At 67.8% G+C, this 16,750-nt stretch carries 17 protein-coding genes; 4 read left to right on the plus strand and 13 right to left on the minus strand.

Going from position 1 to position 16,750, the window contains the following annotated elements; all coding sequences use genetic code 11:
* Positions 1-6 precede the first annotated feature (6 nt).
* Positions 7-834: an acyl-ACP desaturase gene (locus I2456_RS20660; RefSeq protein ID WP_068161062.1), complete on the minus strand. Its 828-nt coding sequence runs from the start codon at positions 832-834 to the stop codon at positions 7-9.
* A gap of 65 nt (positions 835-899) precedes the next feature.
* Complete coding sequence (glyA, locus tag I2456_RS20665) at positions 900-2,180, minus strand: serine hydroxymethyltransferase (RefSeq protein ID WP_085073973.1); 1,281 nt, start codon at positions 2,178-2,180, stop codon at positions 900-902.
* Between the two features lie 323 nt (positions 2,181-2,503).
* On the opposite strand from glyA, the gene coaA reads away from it, so the two are divergent.
* Complete coding sequence (coaA, locus tag I2456_RS20670; RefSeq protein ID WP_068027569.1) at positions 2,504-3,442, plus strand: type I pantothenate kinase; 939 nt, start codon at positions 2,504-2,506, stop codon at positions 3,440-3,442.
* A gap of 75 nt (positions 3,443-3,517) precedes the next feature.
* On the opposite strand, the gene I2456_RS20675 is transcribed toward coaA, so the two are convergent.
* The 4 genes from I2456_RS20675 to I2456_RS20690 form a co-directional block, all read right to left on the minus strand.
* On the minus strand, positions 3,518-3,931 hold the full coding sequence (locus I2456_RS20675; RefSeq protein WP_068028206.1) for a hypothetical protein: 414 nt from the start codon (positions 3,929-3,931) through the stop codon (positions 3,518-3,520).
* A 145-nt stretch (positions 3,932-4,076) separates the two neighbouring features.
* Positions 4,077-5,162: a methyltransferase gene (locus I2456_RS20680; RefSeq protein ID WP_085073974.1), complete on the minus strand. Its 1,086-nt coding sequence runs from the start codon at positions 5,160-5,162 to the stop codon at positions 4,077-4,079.
* Positions 5,163-5,236: 74 nt separating this feature from the next.
* Positions 5,237-6,607, minus strand: a complete 1,371-nt coding sequence (locus I2456_RS20685; RefSeq protein ID WP_085073975.1) for a hypothetical protein — start codon at positions 6,605-6,607, stop codon at positions 5,237-5,239.
* A gap of 30 nt (positions 6,608-6,637) precedes the next feature.
* Positions 6,638-7,426 (minus strand): (2Z,6E)-farnesyl diphosphate synthase, encoded by a 789-nt coding sequence (locus tag I2456_RS20690; protein ID WP_068028204.1) that lies wholly within the window; start codon positions 7,424-7,426, stop codon positions 6,638-6,640.
* Between the two features lie 156 nt (positions 7,427-7,582).
* Here I2456_RS20690 and trhA point away from each other — a divergent pair, with 156 nt between their 5' ends.
* A complete protein-coding gene (gene trhA / locus I2456_RS20695; protein WP_068027560.1) occupies positions 7,583-8,323 on the plus strand; it encodes a PAQR family membrane homeostasis protein TrhA in 741 nt (246 codons plus the stop codon).
* Between the two features lie 151 nt (positions 8,324-8,474).
* Here the strand turns inward: trhA and I2456_RS20700 are convergent, their stop codons facing one another.
* From I2456_RS20700 to mca, 4 genes are read right to left on the minus strand one after another with little or no spacing between them, the layout of a single operon-like run.
* Positions 8,475-8,858 (minus strand): nuclear transport factor 2 family protein, encoded by a 384-nt coding sequence (locus I2456_RS20700; protein WP_085073976.1) that lies wholly within the window; start codon positions 8,856-8,858, stop codon positions 8,475-8,477.
* Between the two features lie 13 nt (positions 8,859-8,871).
* Positions 8,872-10,884, minus strand: coding sequence for a thioredoxin domain-containing protein (locus I2456_RS20705; protein ID WP_085073977.1), 2,013 nt, complete (start codon positions 10,882-10,884; stop codon positions 8,872-8,874).
* Entirely contained in the window at positions 10,871-11,170 is a 300-nt protein-coding gene (locus tag I2456_RS20710; RefSeq protein WP_085073978.1) for a hypothetical protein, read from the minus strand. Before I2456_RS20710 ends, I2456_RS20705 begins: the two co-directional genes overlap by 14 nt.
* The gene (gene mca, locus I2456_RS20715) at positions 11,167-12,039 is read right to left on the minus strand and encodes a mycothiol conjugate amidase Mca (protein ID WP_085073979.1); all 873 of its coding nucleotides are present in this window, start codon (positions 12,037-12,039) and stop codon (positions 11,167-11,169) included. Before mca ends, I2456_RS20710 begins: the two co-directional genes overlap by 4 nt.
* A gap of 101 nt (positions 12,040-12,140) precedes the next feature.
* Between mca and I2456_RS20720 the strand changes: the two genes are divergently transcribed.
* Together I2456_RS20720 and greA are read left to right on the plus strand one after the other, a co-directional pair.
* Positions 12,141-12,575 (plus strand): DUF4307 domain-containing protein, encoded by a 435-nt coding sequence (locus I2456_RS20720; RefSeq protein WP_085074016.1) that lies wholly within the window; start codon positions 12,141-12,143, stop codon positions 12,573-12,575.
* A gap of 223 nt (positions 12,576-12,798) precedes the next feature.
* A complete protein-coding gene (gene greA, locus I2456_RS20725; protein ID WP_068027545.1) occupies positions 12,799-13,293 on the plus strand; it encodes a transcription elongation factor GreA in 495 nt (164 codons plus the stop codon).
* Positions 13,294-13,366: 73 nt separating this feature from the next.
* Here greA and I2456_RS20730 read toward each other — a convergent pair whose 3' ends face one another.
* The 3 genes from I2456_RS20730 to I2456_RS20740 form a co-directional block, all read right to left on the minus strand.
* Positions 13,367-14,530 carry a cystathionine gamma-synthase gene (locus I2456_RS20730; protein ID WP_085073980.1) on the minus strand — a complete coding sequence of 388 codons (1,164 nt, stop codon included), beginning with the start codon at positions 14,528-14,530 and terminating at the stop codon, positions 13,367-13,369.
* A 66-nt stretch (positions 14,531-14,596) separates the two neighbouring features.
* On the minus strand, positions 14,597-15,271 hold the full coding sequence (locus tag I2456_RS20735) for an RDD family protein (RefSeq protein ID WP_085073981.1): 675 nt from the start codon (positions 15,269-15,271) through the stop codon (positions 14,597-14,599).
* An 80-nt stretch (positions 15,272-15,351) separates the two neighbouring features.
* Positions 15,352-16,746 (minus strand): cystathionine beta-synthase, encoded by a 1,395-nt coding sequence (locus I2456_RS20740; protein ID WP_068021819.1) that lies wholly within the window; start codon positions 16,744-16,746, stop codon positions 15,352-15,354.
* Between the last annotated feature and the right edge of the window lie 4 nt (positions 16,747-16,750).

Below are 16,750 nucleotides of genomic sequence, written 5' to 3' on the forward strand. Positions count from 1 at the left end.
CGGCAGCTAGGTCGCCAGGAACTGCTTGAGTTGCGGTTCGTCGGTCAGGCCCCACCCGGCGATCCGGTCGGTGATCACCTGTTGCAGGTGCTCCGGGCCGAAAATCCCAGCCGCTGCCACGTTTTCCACCTTGTCGGCGTAGGCGTCGATGTCGGCGCCCACCACCTCGAGATCGGCCGCGCGGGCGGCGATCGCCGCGATCGTCTCGTCGCGGGTGTAGCGCAGGCAGTACGCGACGAGGTTGGCGAAGAACAACTCATGGCGCGCCTCGTCCCGGGCGATCCGGTCGATCAATCCGGCCAGAATCGGCTCTTCGATCTGCGCGGCGAGGTTCTGGCAGAACACGGCCATGGAGCGCTCGTAGAGCGCCATGTACACCAGCGTCTCGACCTGAGAGTAGGTGTCGGCGCGGTAGCCCTTGATCACGTGCTGCACGCGGACGTCTTCATTGGCCACCGGGTCGACCTCGCGGGTCACCACCAGGTACTCGCGCAGCGCGATGGCGTGCAGGTGCTCCTCGGCGGTCCACCGGCCCAGCCAGCGGCCCCAGTACTCCTCGAGGATGAAGTGCTCGACCAGTTCCCGGTGACGTCCGGCGAGGTTGTCCTTGAGGATCAGCAGGATTTCGCAGGCGTCGGTGATGACCCTGGGCAGTGTGGCCTGGGACGGGTCCCAGTCGCGTCCGCCGAGGAACGCGAAGTTCTCACCGCGGTCGAACGGGACGTAGTCATGGGCGAACCAGAGGTCTTCGGTGCCGAGGTGGCGGTGCCAGTTCTCCTCCACCACGGGTTCGAGTTCGAGGATCAGCGCGTTAGGTACAGGTTTCTGTGCCATGAAGTAACTGTAACCCGCGTACACAGGTTAAATGAAATCGGCACGCGGTCCGTGTCGCGACTAAATCAGCGGCCGACGAGGCTCCAGTCCTCGAGGCCCTCATAGAGCGGAAACTCCCTCGCCAGCCGGGTGACCCGCTCCCGCAGACCGGCGATGTCCGCGGACTGTCCGGCGGCCAGCGCGGTGGCGATGACGTCGGCGACCTCGCTGAATTCCGCGTCACTGAAGCCGCGGGTGGCCAGGGCAGGTGTCCCGATCCGCAGGCCAGAGGTGACCATCGGCGGTCGCGGGTCGTTGGGGACCGCGTTGCGGTTGACCGTGATGCCGACCTCGTGCAGCAGATCCTCGGCGGCCTGGCCGTCCAGCGGGGAGTTGCGCAGGTCGACCAGCACCAGGTGCACGTCGGTGCCACCGCTGACCACTGACACCCCGGCCTTCGCGACGTCGTCGGCCAGCAGGCGGTCGGCGATGATGCGTGCACCGGACAGGGTGCGTTGCTGTCGATCGGCAAATTCCGGTGTGCCGGCGATCTTCAGCGCGACGGCCTTGCCGGCGATGATGTGCATCAGCGGCCCGCCCTGCTGACCGGGGAACACCGCCGAGTTGATCGCCTTGGCGTACTCCTGCTTACCCAGGATCATTCCGGAACGACCGCCGCCGAGCGTTTTGTGGATCGTGGTGGACACGACATCGGCGTGGGGCACCGGCGACGGGTGCAAACCGGCGGCGACCAAGCCGGCGAAATGGGCCATGTCCACCCACAATTTGGCGTTCACCTCGTCGGCGATGGACCGGAACGCGGCGAAGTCCAGGATGCGCGGATAAGCCGACCAGCCGGCGATGAGCACCTTGGGACGGAATTCGAGTGCTTGGGCCCGCACTGCATCCATGTCGACCAGATGCGTCGTCGGGTCGACGCCGTAGAAGCCGGTCTCGTACAGCTTGCCGGAGAAGTTCAGCCGCATGCCGTGGGTCAGGTGACCGCCGTTGGCCAGGTCCAGGCCCAGCAGCCGCTCGCCCGGCGACATCAGCGCGTGCAGCACCGCCGCGTTGGCCTGGGCGCCCGAATGCGGCTGCACGTTGGCGAAGTCCGCGCCGAACAACGCCTTGGCCCGGTCCCGGGCGATGTTCTCCACCACGTCGACGTATTCGCAGCCGCCGTAATAGCGCCGCCCGGGTAGCCCCTCGGCGTACTTGTTGGTCAGCACGCTGCCCTGGGCCTGCAGCACCGAGCGGGGGACGAAGTTCTCCGAAGCGATCATCTCGAGGGTGTCGCGTTGGCGGCCGAGCTCCTTGCCCAGCAGTTCGGCGATGTCGGGGTCGACCTCGGCGAGCGGGGCGGACATCACGGAAGCCGTTGCGGTGGCAGAAGTGCGGGCGTCAGGTGCGGCAGTCACGAAGGCCAGTTTATCGGCCGTGCGGCAGCGGATTGCCGCCGCTGCGTAGCAGAAACAAGCCGGCGCGCCTCTGGTGCCTCAGCGGTCACAGCGGCCCCCTCTCGGGGCATCTGTGATTTCGCCCACCTCGGCGCGACAACCAGCGACAAGGCGCGCAAACCGCGTCACCTGGCACATCAACAGGGGCACTTTCCCGGCCGGGCCGCGTTCGGCGGCGCCATTTCGTCGGCCCCACCGCCACGCCGGCAGGTATTGCTGTAAGACTGGGCACCATGCCCCGGCTTAGCGAGCCGAGCCCGTATGTCGAGTTCGACCGAAAGCAGTGGCGCGCGCTGCGCATGTCCACCCCACTGGCCCTCACCGAGGAGGAACTGGTCGGGCTGCGTGGTCTGGGCGAGCAGATCGACCTGCTGGAGGTCGAAGAGGTCTACTTGCCGCTGGCCCGGCTCATTCACTTGCAGGTCGCCGCCCGTCAGGGGCTGTTCGCCGCCACCGCAGAATTCCTCGGGGAGCCGCAACAAAACCCGGACCGGCCGGTGCCGTTCATCATCGGCGTGGCCGGCAGCGTCGCGGTCGGCAAATCGACCACCGCCCGGGTGCTGCAAGCGCTGTTGGCCCGCTGGGATCACCACCCCCGAGTCGACTTGGTCACCACCGACGGGTTCCTGTATCCCAACGCCGACCTGGAACAGCGAAACCTGATGCACCGCAAGGGTTTCCCCGAAAGCTACAACCGCAGGGCGCTACTGCGGTTCGTCACCTCGGTGAAATCCGGGTCCGAGTACGCCTGCGCGCCGGTGTACTCGCACCTGCACTACGACATCATTCCCGGCGCCAAGCATGTGGTCCGTCACCCCGACATCCTCATCTTGGAGGGGCTCAACGTCCTGCAGACCGGTCCCACCTTGATGGTGTCGGACCTGTTCGACTTCTCGCTCTACGTCGACGCGCGCATCGAGGACATCGAGCAGTGGTACGTGTCGAGGTTTCTGGCCATGCGTTCGACCGCCTTCGCCGATCCGGAATCGCACTTCCACCACTACTCGGCCCTCAACGACACCAAAGCCGTCGCCGCGGCGCGAGAGATCTGGCGGTCCATCAACCGGCCGAACCTGGTCGAGAACATCCTGCCCACCCGGCCCCGGGCCACCCTGGTGTTACGCAAGGACGCCGACCACTCCATCAACCGGTTACGCCTGCGCAAGTTGTAACTGGCCGCAACAGGCCAATGCGGGGCAGCACACCGCTAGGTAAAGCGGTGGCGCCCCGCACCGGCGGGAAAGGAGTCACGCCGCCAGGCGGCGCACTCCCAGGTATTGCAGGCCGGCGAACACCGCTGTGTAGACGCCGGTGGCCAGGGTGGCCGCCACCCCGGTCGCGGTCATGGGCACCACCTCGGCGGCGACGATGGCGGCCAGCGTGTAGACGATGTTGGCCACCACGACGCCGATCCCGGCGCGGCGCAGGTTCGGCAACGCGGCCAACCCGAACACCACCAAGCCGTAAAGGACGAAGAAGGCGCCCATGCTGTACTCCTGACCGGACGTCAAACCGGTCAGCGACGAAATCGGGTCGGCGGCGACGGCGACGAGCAGGCCCATCAGGCCCGTCAAAGTCGCGTCGGCCCGCATGGCCAGACGCAACAGCGAATCCGTCGAGTCGTAGAGCGGCCGGGTAGCTGAGCCTGGGATAGCGGTCATGTCATGCTCCTCACGGTGGCGGTTGTCGATCAGCTTTGAGCGTGCCGTCAAAGCACTGCCAGATCGACGCGTGGCACTGCCAGTTACTGCCACGAGAGCTAAGACCAGCGGGTTCAGCCCGCTATTCCCAAGCGCGAGCGCTGGACTAGACCGCGACGGCCTCGACAATGCTGAGCGGACATGCCGTCGGGACCACCCGCGTCATGCGGAATCCGGCGCGGGACAGCAGTTGCCCGTACTCGGCGGCGGTGCGCTCACGTGCGTCCAGAGCGAGCAGCATCTCCAGATCGAGCCAGTTGCCGACGTAATCCCGGTTGTGTTTGGGCACCACGAATTCGACGAGCAGCACGTGGCTGCCCACCGTGGCCGCGCGACGGACGTTGTTCAAGATCCGCATGGCGTCGTCGTCGGCCCAGTCGTGAATCACGTGCTTGAGCACGTACGCGTCCCCACCCGCAGGAACCGATTCGAAGAAGGAACCCTCGGCGATTTCGGTTCGGTCCTGCACCCCCTGCTCGGCAAGGACGGCTGGCGCCCCGGCCACCACCTGGGGTTGGTCGAACAAGATGCCGCGCGCCCCCGGGGTCGCGGCCAGGATGGCGCTGAGCAGCCGACCGTGCCCGCCGCCGACATCGACGATTTTCGAGTAGGGGCTGAAGTCGTAGGCGGCGACGACCGGTCCGATCGAAATTTCGGATCCGCTCGTCATCGCCTCGTTGAATATCTCGCCGAGTTCGCGCTCGGACGCCAGGTAATCGAAGAGCGGCTGTCCCCGCAGTTCTGGAATGACGGGCCGGCCGGAACGGATCGCGTCGGCCAGGTGGCTCCAGTGCTCGCGGTGCTGCGGCGAACCCAGCCAGCGGGCCCACCCGGCAACCGATACCTCCGCGTCGCGGCGCAGCGTGTCCGCGAGTGGTGTGAGGTCGTAGCGGCCATCGCGGCGTTGACGGAAGAAGCCCCGGCTGATCAACGCCCGAAGTAGCCGCCGCAACGCACCGGCGTCGGCGTTGACGGCGGCGGCCAGCTCGTCGGCGGACAACGGCCCGTTGGCCAGGGCATCGGCGATGCCGAGTTCGGTCGCCACGGCGATCGCCTGGGCGGCCCAGGATTCGATCATCATCTCCATCACGGCAAGCGGAGGCGGCACCGTGCGGCGATGGAGGCGGGCGAGGTGGTGTCGGGCAATCTCTAGTGCCCGCACAACTTTGGCGGGCGGAACCTTGGCAGCCATAGGGTGGTGAGCTTAGTCGGATGGCCCGACGGCCCGGCTCCTCGTTGCGCCGATTCCGCGCGCAGCGTCTGCAACTATTCGCTGGGGACCCGCACCCGGCCGCGCAGATCGGCGGCGATCAACCGGGCGGCGGCATTCTGCCAGTTGTGCAGCGAACGCTGCGGCACCTCGGTGACCAACCACTGCCAGGCCTGCCGCGCTGTCGGGTCCAGACCGGCCGCGGTGGCGTTCTGGGCGTAGGCGCGTACACCGACCACGTAGGGGAAGTACAAGGAGTTGTAGTAGCGCCACTGTTCGGTGGTGCCGAAGTCACCGCAGTCGCGAGGCTTGAGGCGGGCGATGCCGTCGGCGAGGACGGCCTTGAGTTCGTTGGCCCGCTCCAGCGGGTGATCGGGCGCGCCCCGCGCCGCCAGCCGCTCGTCGATGACGGGCAGCGCGGTCAGCGGGCTGGCGACCAGCTTGGTCAAGTCGCCGTAGTGGCCCAGCGCCCGGCGCGTGAGCCGGACGAAATCCTCGTCGTCGACGTCTTCGAGCGGGTTGACCGACCGCAGCGGCAGGGCGGCCCCGGTATTGCGCAGGGCCGCCCGGTCGGCGCGCAGCGCAGGTGAGCGCGAGAACGCCAACCGGTCCAGGATCCCGGCCAGCGGGTCGGCCAGCACCTGCACCGCGATCGCGACGGCCAGGCTGGTGAACAGCAGTACGGTCAGCGCCGTCTGCGCGGACGGCTCGTCGCGGGTGACCGCCAGACCGACCAGCGCCTGACCACCGAACAGCAGCGCGACCGCGGCCGACCCGGCGAAGGAGCGCAGCATGTCGGCCCGCAACGCCTGACCCTCGTCGAACGCATCCCACAACGCCACCGCCACGCCCAGCAGCAGCACGTCGACTCCCGTCGAGGCCAGGGCGAGCCAGCTGGGCACCAGCCCCAGCGGAATGATCAGGATGGCGTTGCCCAACGCGAAGAACAGCGTGGCCACCACGACGACGCCGATGACGGGCCTGGGCTGCGCGGGCCGCAACAACGCCGCGACCATCGCGGCGAGCGTGGAGACCGAGATGACCGCGAACATCAGCAGGTGGCCGGCGCGCAACGGCCCGTCGACACTGCCTGCCAGGTGCGCACCGAACACGGTCAACGCCGCGACGCCCGCCACGAACACCAGCTGGTGGGTGCGCGCCCGGGCGCTGTCGCAGGGGCGGGACAGCTCGACGAGCACGGCGAACCAGGCAACGCTGGGGATGGTGACCAGGTAGATCTCGACCTGGCTGAGTAACTGGGCATGCGCCGCGCTGGTGGTCCGCACGGCGTCCAGCGCGACCACCAGGGCGAAGCCGGACAGCCCGATCGCCGCCAAGACCAGCACCGGCTTACGCGGGTCGCGGGCCAGCAGATACAGCCCGAGCCAACCGCTGAGCGTGAACACCACCGCCGACAGCGCAGCCATGGTTCCAGTGTGTCACTTGGCCGACGGAGCTTACTTGCCGTATCGGCGATGGCGCATGCTGTAGTCGCGCAGCGCCCGCAGGAAGTCGACATGCCGGAAGGCCGGCCAGTGCGCCTCGGTGAACCACATCTCCGAGTACGCGCTCTGCCACAACAGGAAGCCCGACAGGCGTTGCTCGCCCGACGTGCGGATCACCAGGTCGGGGTCGGGTTGTCCGGAGGTGTACAGGTTCTCCGAAATGCCTTCGACGGTGACCGCGTCGATGAGTTCCTCGGCCGTGGCGCCGTCGGCCAGCGCCTTGCCCAGTAGCGCGCGCACCGCGCCGACGATCTCTTGGCGGCCGCCGTAGCCGACCGCGACGTTGACGTGGAATGACGCGTTCTGCGGGGTGGAGTCGACGGCGCCGCGCAACCGGCGGGCCGGTTCGTCGCCGAGCAGTTCCAGGTCTCCTACGGTGCGCACGCTCCACCGGTTGGCGGGGGCGCAGATTTCCTCGACGACGTCGGTGATGATCTCGATCAGCGCGGACAACTCGTCGGGATCGCGTTGCAGGTTCTCGGTGGAAAGCAGGTAGACGGTTGTCATTTCGATGCCGGCTTCCTGGCACCAGCGCAGCATTTCGGCGATCTTGGCCGCCCCCATGCGGTAGCCGTAGCTGACGTCGTCGTATCCCGCGCTGCGCGCCCAGCGCCGGTTGCCGTCGCACAACACCGCAATGTGGCGGGGAAGTTCGGACTTGGAGGCGGCTAACCCCTGCCGCAGCCGCAGCTCGTAAAGCCGATACAACGGTTCTTTGAGCCGCGGCGGGATTATCTCCACGACCATTCACCCTACTGTGATCCACGCCCGGTTTCCCGGCCGAAATTTGGGCAATATCACGCCATGTCCATCAGCTTGCACACAGCCATTCCCGCTAATCTTGGGCACTAGAAATCAGCCCGCAACCCAACCCGTTGCATCCGGAGGCACCAGTTAATGAGCAGCCAGACCAGCACGCTTAGCAGCGCACCGGCCGAGTCGGACGGATCCGCACCGTCGAACGCTGCCCATCAGATCGCCGAGGGCGTCGCCCGCGTCCTGACGAAGCCGCGGTTCCGCGGGTGGATTCACGTCTACTCCGCCGCCGCCGCGGTGGCCGCAGGTGCCTCGCTGGTCGCGGTGTCCTGGGCCCTGGACTCCACCAAGGCCGGACTCGGGACGCTGCTGTACACCTTCGCCACGATCATCATGTTCACGGTCAGCGCGACCTACCACCGGGTCAATTGGAAGTCCGAGACCGCGCGCAAGTGGATGAAGCGGGCGGATCACTCGATGATCTTCGTGTTCATCGCCGGCAGCTACACGCCGTTCGCGTTGCTGGCGCTGCCCGGCCACGACGGGCACGTGGTGTTGTCGGTCGTCTGGGGCGGGGCGGCGGCAGGCATCCTGCTCAAGATGCTGTGGCCGTCGGCGCCGCGCTGGGTCGGGGTGCCGCTCTACATCCTGCTGGGTTGGGTGGCGGTGTGGTACACCAGCACGATCCTGCACAACGCCGGGGTGACCGCGATGGTGCTGCTGTTCGTCGGCGGCGCGCTCTACAGCATCGGCGGCATCCTCTATGCCTTGCGCTGGCCCGACCCGTGGCCGACGACCTTCGGTTACCACGAGTTCTTCCACGCCTGCACGGCGGTAGCGGCGATCTGCCACTACATCGCCATGTGGTTCGTGGTGTTCTGACGGCTCGTCACACCGGCCCCATCAGCCTCTCCGCCGGGAGGCTTCTGAAGTGCCCACCTCTGAGCGACAACCGACCTTGTCGCTGATAGGCGGGCACACAAAGCACCGTCATCTCCAGGGACCGCTGTGACGGATGTGACGGAAGAGCCCCCTACAGTTGCGTGACGTCGGTCTGTGACCAATAGGCCTTCATCGCGGTGACCTTGCCCTGGTCGTCGAAGACCATGGTCTCGATGGGTTCGATCCGCATCTTGTGATCGCCGGCGGTGATCGTCAGCCGGAAGTGAAAAGCCGCCTCGTTGCCGGAGACCCGCAGCGTCACCAACTCGCACTTGCGCTCGACGCCGGTGACCGCGGAGTAGAAGCCGGCGATGGCGCGGCTGCCGATGTGCACCTCTCCCCCGACGGGATCCTCCAGCGTGGCGTCCTCGGCGTAGAAGGCGGCCAATTCGTCCGGGCTGCCGTTGGTCACCGCGTCGATGTAGCGGTGAACCGTGTCGGTGATCGCTTGGGTCCTCGCGGCGGCATTCGGCATGTGACGCACGCTACTACGCGGGCACGTCCAGGGCGGTCGCGAGTTGCTCCGCGGTGGTCACCGGCAGGTCGCAGACCCTGCCCCGGCAGACGTAGGCGGCATCGGCCCCGGCCACCCGGTCCCTCCCGGCCAGCAGCGTCGACGAGTCGAGCTCGCCGCCCACCACGATCGCCCCACCCGGCGCCAGCCGGCGCGCGGCGGCCAACAACGGCGACTGCGACGCGTCACCGGCCACCGCGATCTGCAGCGGTCCACGCACCGCGGCTTCGGCGACGGCCAGCCAGTGTCCGGCCGAGCGCGGCGCGCGGGCCAGCAGCACCGAATGCGCGTGCAACGTCTCCCCGGCCAGCCGCAGATAGCGCTCGGCGCGGTCCTCGTCGACCAGGTGGGCGGCCGTCAGCAAGGCTTCGGCGATCGACGAGGCACCCGACGGCGTCGCCCCGTCCATCGGATCGGCGGGCCGCAGCACCAACTGCTCGGCGTCGTCGGCGGTGTCGAACCAGCGGCCCGGGTTGTCGGCGTCGCCGAAATGCTGCACCGCGGTGTCCAGCAACCCGGTTGCCGCATCGAGCCAGCCCGCGTCGGCGGTGAGCTGATAGAGCGTCAACAGCCCGGTGGCCAGCATCGCGTGGTCCTCGAGGATGGCGGCGCTGTCCCCGACCACTCCGCCCAGGCTGGCCCGCCGCAGCCGGCCGTCGACGACATGCGCGTCCAGCAGCGCGCCGGCACACCGCTGCGCGGCCACAGCCAGCCCCGGCTCACCCAGGGCCACGCCGGCCTCGGCGAGCGCGGTGATCGCCAACCCGTTCCACGCCGTGACGACCTTGTCGTCGCGTCCGGGCTGAACGCGGGTGCGCCGGGCGGCCAGCAGCTGCGCGCGGACGCGCTCCAGGCGAGCCGGGTCGTCGGGCTCGGTGAGCAACTGCAGCACCGACGTCCCGTGTTCGAAGGTGCCGGTCCGGGTGACGTTGAAAACCGTTGCCGCCCAACGTCCGTCATCGACACCGAGCACTTCGCTCAATTGCGCCGGCGTCCACACATATGTCGAGCCCTCGCGACCGGCGGCATCGGCGTCCAGCGATGAGGTGAACAGGTCGCCGTCGGCCAGTTCGTCGAGCAGGAATTGGGCGGTCTGTGCGGTGACCCGCCGCGCCAGCGCATCTGTGGTGCGCCGGGCCCAATGCGCGTAGGCGCGCAGCAGCAGGGCGTTGTCGTACAGCATCTTCTCGAAATGCGGTACCACCCAAGCATTGTCGACGCTGTAGCGGGCGAAGCCGCCGGCGAGTTGGTCGTAGATGCCGCCGCGGGCCATGGCGGCGCCGGTGCGGGTGACCGCGTCGAGCGCCGCTGGCGAACCGGTGCGCTCGTAGTGGCGCAACAGCGCCTCGAGCAACGCCGACGGGGGAAACTTGGGCGCCGTGCCGAATCCGCCGCGGGCGGTGTCTTGGTCGCGCAGCACGGCGGCGACGGCGTGGTCGCATAGTTCTGCCGCCACCTCGGGGCCGCCGCCGGGCAGTCCGGCGGCCATCGAGCGCAATTCGCCGGCGATGTGGTCCGAGGCTTCCTCAACTTCCTCGCGGCGCTGCAGCCAGGTGTCGGAGACCGCCGAGAGTAGTTGCAAGAATTGCTCTTTGGGGTAGTAGGTGCCGCAGTAGAAGGGGCGGCCGTCGGGGGTGAGGAAGCATGTCATCGGCCAACCGCCGTGCCCGGTGAGCGCGACGGTGGCGTTCATGTACACCGAATCGATGTCCGGCCTCTCCTCGCGGTCCACCTTGATGCAGACGAACCCCGCGTTCATGGCCGCGGCGACCTCGTCGTCGGCGAACGATTCGTGGGCCATGACGTGACACCAGTGGCATGCCGCGTACCCGATGGACAGCAGGATCGGCAGATCCCGCGCGGCCGCGTCGGCCAACGCCTGGGGTGTCCACTGCTGCCAATGCACCGGGTTGTCGGCGTGCTGGCGAAGATACGGGCTGGTGGCCAGTCCGAGGGTGTTGCTGCCGGCGGCGTCAGCCGGGCTCATCGGCGCGTCCGGGGGGTCGAGCCGGTCCGCTGCGGCCGGAGCCGGGACCCTCATCTTCGGGGTCGACGACGTCGGTGCCTTCGTCGGCGGCCTGGTCGGGTTCGGGGTGCTGGCGATCGAACGATTCCGGCACCTTCTTGAGTTGGCGGTTCATCGAGCGCAGCAGAAGCAGCGTCGCGATCACCAACACGATGACTACCAGCAGCCCCAGCGGACTGGCCTTGCCGAAATCCGGGCCGGTGTTACGCGGTTCGTCAGCAATCACGCTGAGCAGAAGGTGGTTCATTGGCCGGGCTCGATCCCGGCGAACAGGTCGGTTTCGGGCAGTTGGATCGGCACGCGGGAACGAGCCAGCTCGAATTCCTCGGTGGGCCACAGCCGCTCCTGCCAGGACAGCGGTGCGGCGAAGAATTCGGCGTTCGGGTCGATCTGGGTGGCGTGCGCGCGCAGCGCGTCGTCGCGTTGGCTGAAGTACGCCGAGCACTCGACGCGCGTGGTGACGCGCCGCTCGAAGAAGTCGTGGTCGGGAGGCCAGCGCTCGAGCCACTTGCCGAACGGGCCCTCCTGGCCGTGCTTGGCGAATTCGTCCTGCAGCAACTGCATCCGTGCCCGCAGGAAGCCGTGGACGTAGTAGAGCTTGGACACGGTCCACGGGGCACCGGCGTCCGGGAAGCGGCGGTAGTCGCCGGCCGCTTCGTAGGCGGCGACCGAAACCTCGTGGCAGCGGATGTGGTCGGGGTGTGGATACCCGCCGTTCTCGTCGTAAGTGATCATCACGTGCGGCTGAAACTCGCGGACCACGCGCACCAGCGCCTCGCTGGACTCTTCCAGCGGCACCAGCGCGAAACACCCTTCCGGGAGGGGCGGTGGCGGGTCGCCCTTGGGCAATCCGGAGTCGACGAATCCCAGCCAGGTGTGCTCGACGCCGAGGATCTCGGCCGCCTTGGCCATCTCGTCGCGGCGGATCTCCGCCATGTGCTCCAAGACGTCGGGCAGGTCCATCGCCGGGTTGAGGATGTCCCCGCGTTCGCCGCCGGTCAGCGTCACCACCATGACGCGATGACCCTCGTCGGCGTACCGCGCCAGGGTCGCAGCCCCCTTGCTGGACTCGTCATCGGGGTGGGCATGCACCGCCATCAACCGCAGTTTGCTCACGTGCTCCCTTTGTCTGTTTTGCTGCCGTCCCCGAGCCTATGGGTCGCCCCTATAATTCCAGTTCTCAGATACCCCGCAATTACCCAGGCATGACAGAAGACATGACGCACAGTCCCCTCGAGCGGCCCGAGGCCCGCTACGGGCGCACGCGGATGTCGGCTGCTTCGCGGCGCGGCGTCCTCATCGTGCTCGGGGTACTGATCGTCGGCGGCGCTCTTCTGGTGGCCGTCGTCGGCTATCAGCGGACCGCCACCGAGCCGGTCTCGGGCACGCTGGCCGGTTACCAGCTGATCGACGACGAGACGGCGTCGGTGACCATCACGGTGACCCGCTCGGATCCGTCGCGCCCGGTGGCCTGCATCGTGCGGGTGCGGTCCAAAGACGGCAGCGAGACCGGTCGCCGGGAGGTGCTGGTGGCGCCGGCGAGTCAGCGCACCGTTCAGGTGACGACGACGGTGAAATCCAGCAAGCCGCCTGCGGTGGCGGACATCTATGGCTGCGGCACGGACGTTCCTGGCTACCTGCGCTCCCCCTGAGCCCGCTAACAAACGCCGAGCAGGGGATATGCTGTCATCCCGAGTTTGCGCGGTGGTAACATAGATGAATGCACGGTCCTGATCGGGACCGTGTATTGCTGCATTAGAGGCCGTGAGCAGGACGAAGTGGCAGCACCTGAGGGTGGGGGCCCACATATTCCCGACAACGGGATCACATACTTGCGCGAATCCGCGACACCAACAGAACAAGGAGCACGACGAGATGACGGATACTCAGGTGACCTGGTTGACACAGGAGTCACATGACCGGCTCAAGGCCGAGCTCGACCAGCTGATCGCCAATCGTCCGGTCATCGCCGCCGAAATCAACGACCGCCGCGAAGAAGGCGACCTGCGGGAAAACGGTGGCTACCACGCCGCCCGCGAGGAGCAAGGCCAGCAGGAAGCCCGGATCCGCCAGCTGCAGGATCTGCTCAACAACGCCAAGGTCGGCGAGGCGCCCAAGCAGTCCGGGGTCGCGCTGCCCGGTTCGGTGGTGAAGGTCTACTACAACGGCGACGAGTCCGACACCGAGACGTTCCTGATCGCGACCCGCCAAGAGGGCGTGAACGACGGCAAGCTCGAGGTCTACTCCCCCAACTCACCGCTGGGCGGCGCTTTGATCGACGCCAAGGTGGGCGAGACGCGCAGCTACACGGTGCCCAGCGGCAACACCGTTTCGGTGACCCTGGTCAGCGCCGAGCCGTATCACCCGTAATCCTCCCGGGCCGCGACTGGGAAGCTGACGACGGCGTGTCCCGTCGGCTGATGCACGGTCGGGGAGGGCGCGGCTAAGCCAGCGCCTGTTCCAGGTCGGCGAGCAGGTCGGCGACATCCTCGATGCCGACCGACAGCCGCACCAGGTCCTCGGGCACCTCGAGCTGGGAACCGGCGGTCGACAAGTGCGTCATGGCGCTGGGATGCTCGATCAGCGATTCCACCCCACCCAGCGATTCGGCCAGGATGAACAGTTGCGTTCTGGCGCAAAGCTTTTCGGCGGCGCTGCGGCCGCCGCGCATCCGCACCGAGACCATGCCGCCGAAGCTGCTCATCTGCCGCGCGGCGACGTCATGGCCGGGGTGCGCGGGCAGACCCGGATACAGCACCGTGCTCACCGCCGCGTGTCCGTCCAGGAATTCGGCTACCGCAGCGGCGTTTTCGCTGTGCCGCTGCATCCGCAGCACCAGCGTCTTCAGGCCGCGCAGCGTCAGGTATGCGTCGAACGGCCCGGGCACCGCGCCAGCCCCGTTCTGCAGGAACGCGAACGCCTGGTCCAACTCTTCGTCGTTGGTGATCAGCGCACCGCCCACCACGTCGGAGTGACCGCCGATGTACTTGGTGGTGGAGTGCAGCACGATGTCGGCGCCCAAGGTCAGCGGCTGCTGCGCCGCAGGGGATGCAAACGTGTTGTCCACCAACACCTTTGCCGAGGTATCGGCGCCCAGCTGCGCGATACCCGCGATGTCGGCGATGGACAGCAGCGGGTTGGTCGGGGTTTCGACCCAGATCAGCCGGGTGCTCGGCGTGATGGCGGCCCGCACCGCATCCAGGTCGGCGAGCGACACCGCGGTGTAGTCCACACCCCACCCGGTGAAGACCTTGTCGATCAACCGGAAGGTGCCGCCGTAGGCGTCGTCGGGAATGACCACGTGATCGCCGGGCCGCAAGATGGCCCGCAACGCACAGTCGGTGGCGCCCATGCCGGAACTGAAGGCGCGTCCGTACCTGCCCTCCTCGACCGCGGCCAGCGCGGTCTCCAAGGCGGCACGGGTGGGGTTGCCGGTGCGCGCGTATTCGTAGCCGCCGCGCAACCCTCCGACGCCGTCTTGGGCGAAGGTGCTGCTGGCATAGATCGGCGCGTTGACCGCGCCGGTGGCCGGGTCGGGGCGAAAACCGGCGTGGATGGCTCGGGTGGCGAGTCCGGTGAATTGCTCGGTGGGGTCTGACGCGCTCATCGACAGCCAGCCTAATAGCGAACGCCGCCCCGGCCGAGTGCACGGCCGGGGCGGCGCTTTGCTGAGTCAGAGCGGCAAGCAGACCGTCGTCATGATCTTGTCCGCCAAGGTTTGCCGTTTGGCGTCCCAGAGCGGAAACAGGAATCCGATGTAGCAGATGATCGCGTCGACGACGTGGGCCAGCTGGCGCACGACGGACATGCCGAATCCCAGCGGCTCGCCGGTGGTTTCGCTGACCACTTTGAACTTCAGCACCGACTTGCCGATGCTCGACCCGGTGGTGCCCTGCCGGTAGCCGAAGTTCCAGACCAGATAGGCGATGCCGAGCAGGGTCAGCAGCCACTGCGCCAGCTGCCCGATCACCGACGGTTGAGGGCTGCAGTACTGGCTGACTTCGTACGGGCCGACGGAGGTCACGCAGTTCGAAACCTGTGTGGCCAGCATGATCCCGTAGCCGATGCCGATCAGGGCGGCATACGGGGCCCAGTCGATCAGGGCCGCCAGCACCCGGGTGAGCCACGGCGTGTAGGACTCCGTCGGCAGGCTGCGGATCGCCGGTCCGGGCGGTGGGGGCGCGTATCCGCCCGAGGACGGCGGGGGCGGCGGGTAGGAGCCGCCGGGCGGCGGAGGCGGCGGCGGGACCGCACCGCCGCTGGGCGGAAAGGAGGGGGATCCGCTTGCACCGGACGGCGGCTGGGGCGGCGGGGGGTAGGACCCGCCGGGCGGCGGCTGATCGGTCATCGACAACCTTTCAATCAGGGTTAGCTGAACTAGGCCGCATTACAGTACCGAAGGCCTGCCGAGCGCGTCACGTGTCCCGATTACCGTCGTCGCGGCGCCTCGGACAGGAATCCCAACAGGTCGTAGCGGGTGATGACGCCGACCGGTTTGCCCTCTTCGACGACCATCAACGCGTCCCAGTCGCGCAGCGCCTTTCCGGCCGCGCTGACCAGTTCTCCGGCGCCGATCATCGGCAGCGGCGGGCTCATGTGTTGTGATACGGCGTCGGCCAATTTGGCGCGACCTTCGAAGACCGCGGAGAGCAACTCGCGTTCCGACACGCTGCCGGCGACCTCACCGGCCATTACCGGCGGCTCCGCGCCGACCACCGGCATCTGCGACACCCCGTATTCGCGCAGGATGCCGATGGCGTCGCGCACGGTCTCCGCGGGATGGGTGTGCACCAGATCCGGCAGAGCTCCGGACTTGCGCCGCAACACATCTCCGACGCTGGATTCCTCGGTGGAGCCGTCGAGTCGGGTGCGCAAGAATCCGTAGGACGACATCCAGGCGTCGTTGAAGATCTTGGACATGTAGCCGCGCCCGCCGTCGGGTAGCAGTACGACGACCACCGCGTCAGGCCCGGCTTCCTCGGCCACCTTGATCGCGGCGACCACGGCCATTCCGCACGACCCGCCGACCAGCATGGCTTCCTCGCGGGCCAGTCGTCGGGTCATCTCGAACGAGTCGGAATCGGACACCGCGATGATCTCGTCGGGTACCGACGGGTCGTAGGCCGCCGGCCAGAAGTCTTCACCGACCCCTTCCACCAGATAGGGGCGGCCGGTGCCGCCCGAGTACACCGAACCTTCCGGGTCGGCGCCGATGATGCGTACGGCTCCGCCGGAAACCTCTTTGAGGTAGCGGCCCGCGCCGGTGATGGTGCCGCCGGTGCCGATGCCGGCGACGAAGTGGGTGATCTTGCCGTCGGTGTCGGCCCAGATCTCCGGGCCGGTGCTGGCGTAGTGGCTGGCCGGGCCCTGCGGGTTGGCGTACTGGTCAGGCTTCCAAGCCCCGTCGATCTCGGTGACCAGCCGGTCGGACACGCTGTAGTAACTGTCCGGATCGCTGGGCGGTACCGCCGTCGGGCACACCACTACCTCCGCGCCATAGGCGCGCAACACATTTCGTTTGTCCTCGCTGACCTTGTCCGGGCAGACGAACACGCACTTGTAGCCGCGGCGCTGGGCGACCAGCGCCAAGCCGACGCCGGTGTTGCCGGAGGTGGGCTCGACGATGGTGCCACCGGGGCGCAATTGGCCGCTGGCCTCGGCGGCTTCGATCATCCGCTCGGCGATGCGGTCCTTGGAGCTGCCACCCGGGTTGAGGTACTCGACTTTCGCGGCGACGATGCCCGCCCCCTCGGGGACGACGGAGGTCAGCCGAACCAGGGGCGTGCCGCCGATGAGGTCACTGATGTGCTGGGCGATCCGCATGCAT

Origin of the sequence: Mycobacterium kubicae (assembly GCF_015689175.1) — a bacterium.
Classification (GTDB): Bacteria; Actinomycetota; Actinomycetes; order Mycobacteriales; family Mycobacteriaceae; genus Mycobacterium; species Mycobacterium kubicae.

What these genes read in the sequence shown, in the direction of transcription:
- I2456_RS20730 (WP_085073980.1), bottom strand. Translation starts at nt 14,530, where the DNA reads ATGAGCGCGTCAGACCCCACCGAGCAATTCACCGGACTCGCCACCCGA.
- I2456_RS20660 (WP_068161062.1), bottom strand. Translation starts at nt 834, where the DNA reads ATGGCACAGAAACCTGTACCTAACGCGCTGATCCTCGAACTCGAACCC.
- I2456_RS20705 (WP_085073977.1), bottom strand. Translation starts at nt 10,884, where the DNA reads ATGAGCCCGGCTGACGCCGCCGGCAGCAACACCCTCGGACTGGCCACC.
- glyA (WP_085073973.1), bottom strand. Translation starts at nt 2,180, where the DNA reads ATGTCCGCCCCGCTCGCCGAGGTCGACCCCGACATCGCCGAACTGCTG.
- I2456_RS20700 (WP_085073976.1), bottom strand. Translation starts at nt 8,858, where the DNA reads ATGCCGAATGCCGCCGCGAGGACCCAAGCGATCACCGACACGGTTCAC.
- I2456_RS20710 (WP_085073978.1), bottom strand. Translation starts at nt 11,170, where the DNA reads ATGAACCACCTTCTGCTCAGCGTGATTGCTGACGAACCGCGTAACACC.
- trhA (WP_068027560.1), top strand. Translation starts at nt 7,583, where the DNA reads ATGAGCAGCCAGACCAGCACGCTTAGCAGCGCACCGGCCGAGTCGGAC.
- I2456_RS20740 (WP_068021819.1), bottom strand. Translation starts at nt 16,746, where the DNA reads ATGCGGATCGCCCAGCACATCAGTGACCTCATCGGCGGCACGCCCCTG.
- I2456_RS20720 (WP_085074016.1), top strand. Translation starts at nt 12,141, where the DNA reads ATGACGCACAGTCCCCTCGAGCGGCCCGAGGCCCGCTACGGGCGCACG.
- I2456_RS20680 (WP_085073974.1), bottom strand. Translation starts at nt 5,162, where the DNA reads ATGGCTGCCAAGGTTCCGCCCGCCAAAGTTGTGCGGGCACTAGAGATT.
- coaA (WP_068027569.1), top strand. Translation starts at nt 2,504, where the DNA reads ATGCCCCGGCTTAGCGAGCCGAGCCCGTATGTCGAGTTCGACCGAAAG.
- greA (WP_068027545.1), top strand. Translation starts at nt 12,799, where the DNA reads ATGACGGATACTCAGGTGACCTGGTTGACACAGGAGTCACATGACCGG.
- I2456_RS20675 (WP_068028206.1), bottom strand. Translation starts at nt 3,931, where the DNA reads ATGACCGCTATCCCAGGCTCAGCTACCCGGCCGCTCTACGACTCGACG.
- I2456_RS20735 (WP_085073981.1), bottom strand. Translation starts at nt 15,271, where the DNA reads ATGACCGATCAGCCGCCGCCCGGCGGGTCCTACCCCCCGCCGCCCCAG.
- I2456_RS20685 (WP_085073975.1), bottom strand. Translation starts at nt 6,607, where the DNA reads ATGGCTGCGCTGTCGGCGGTGGTGTTCACGCTCAGCGGTTGGCTCGGG.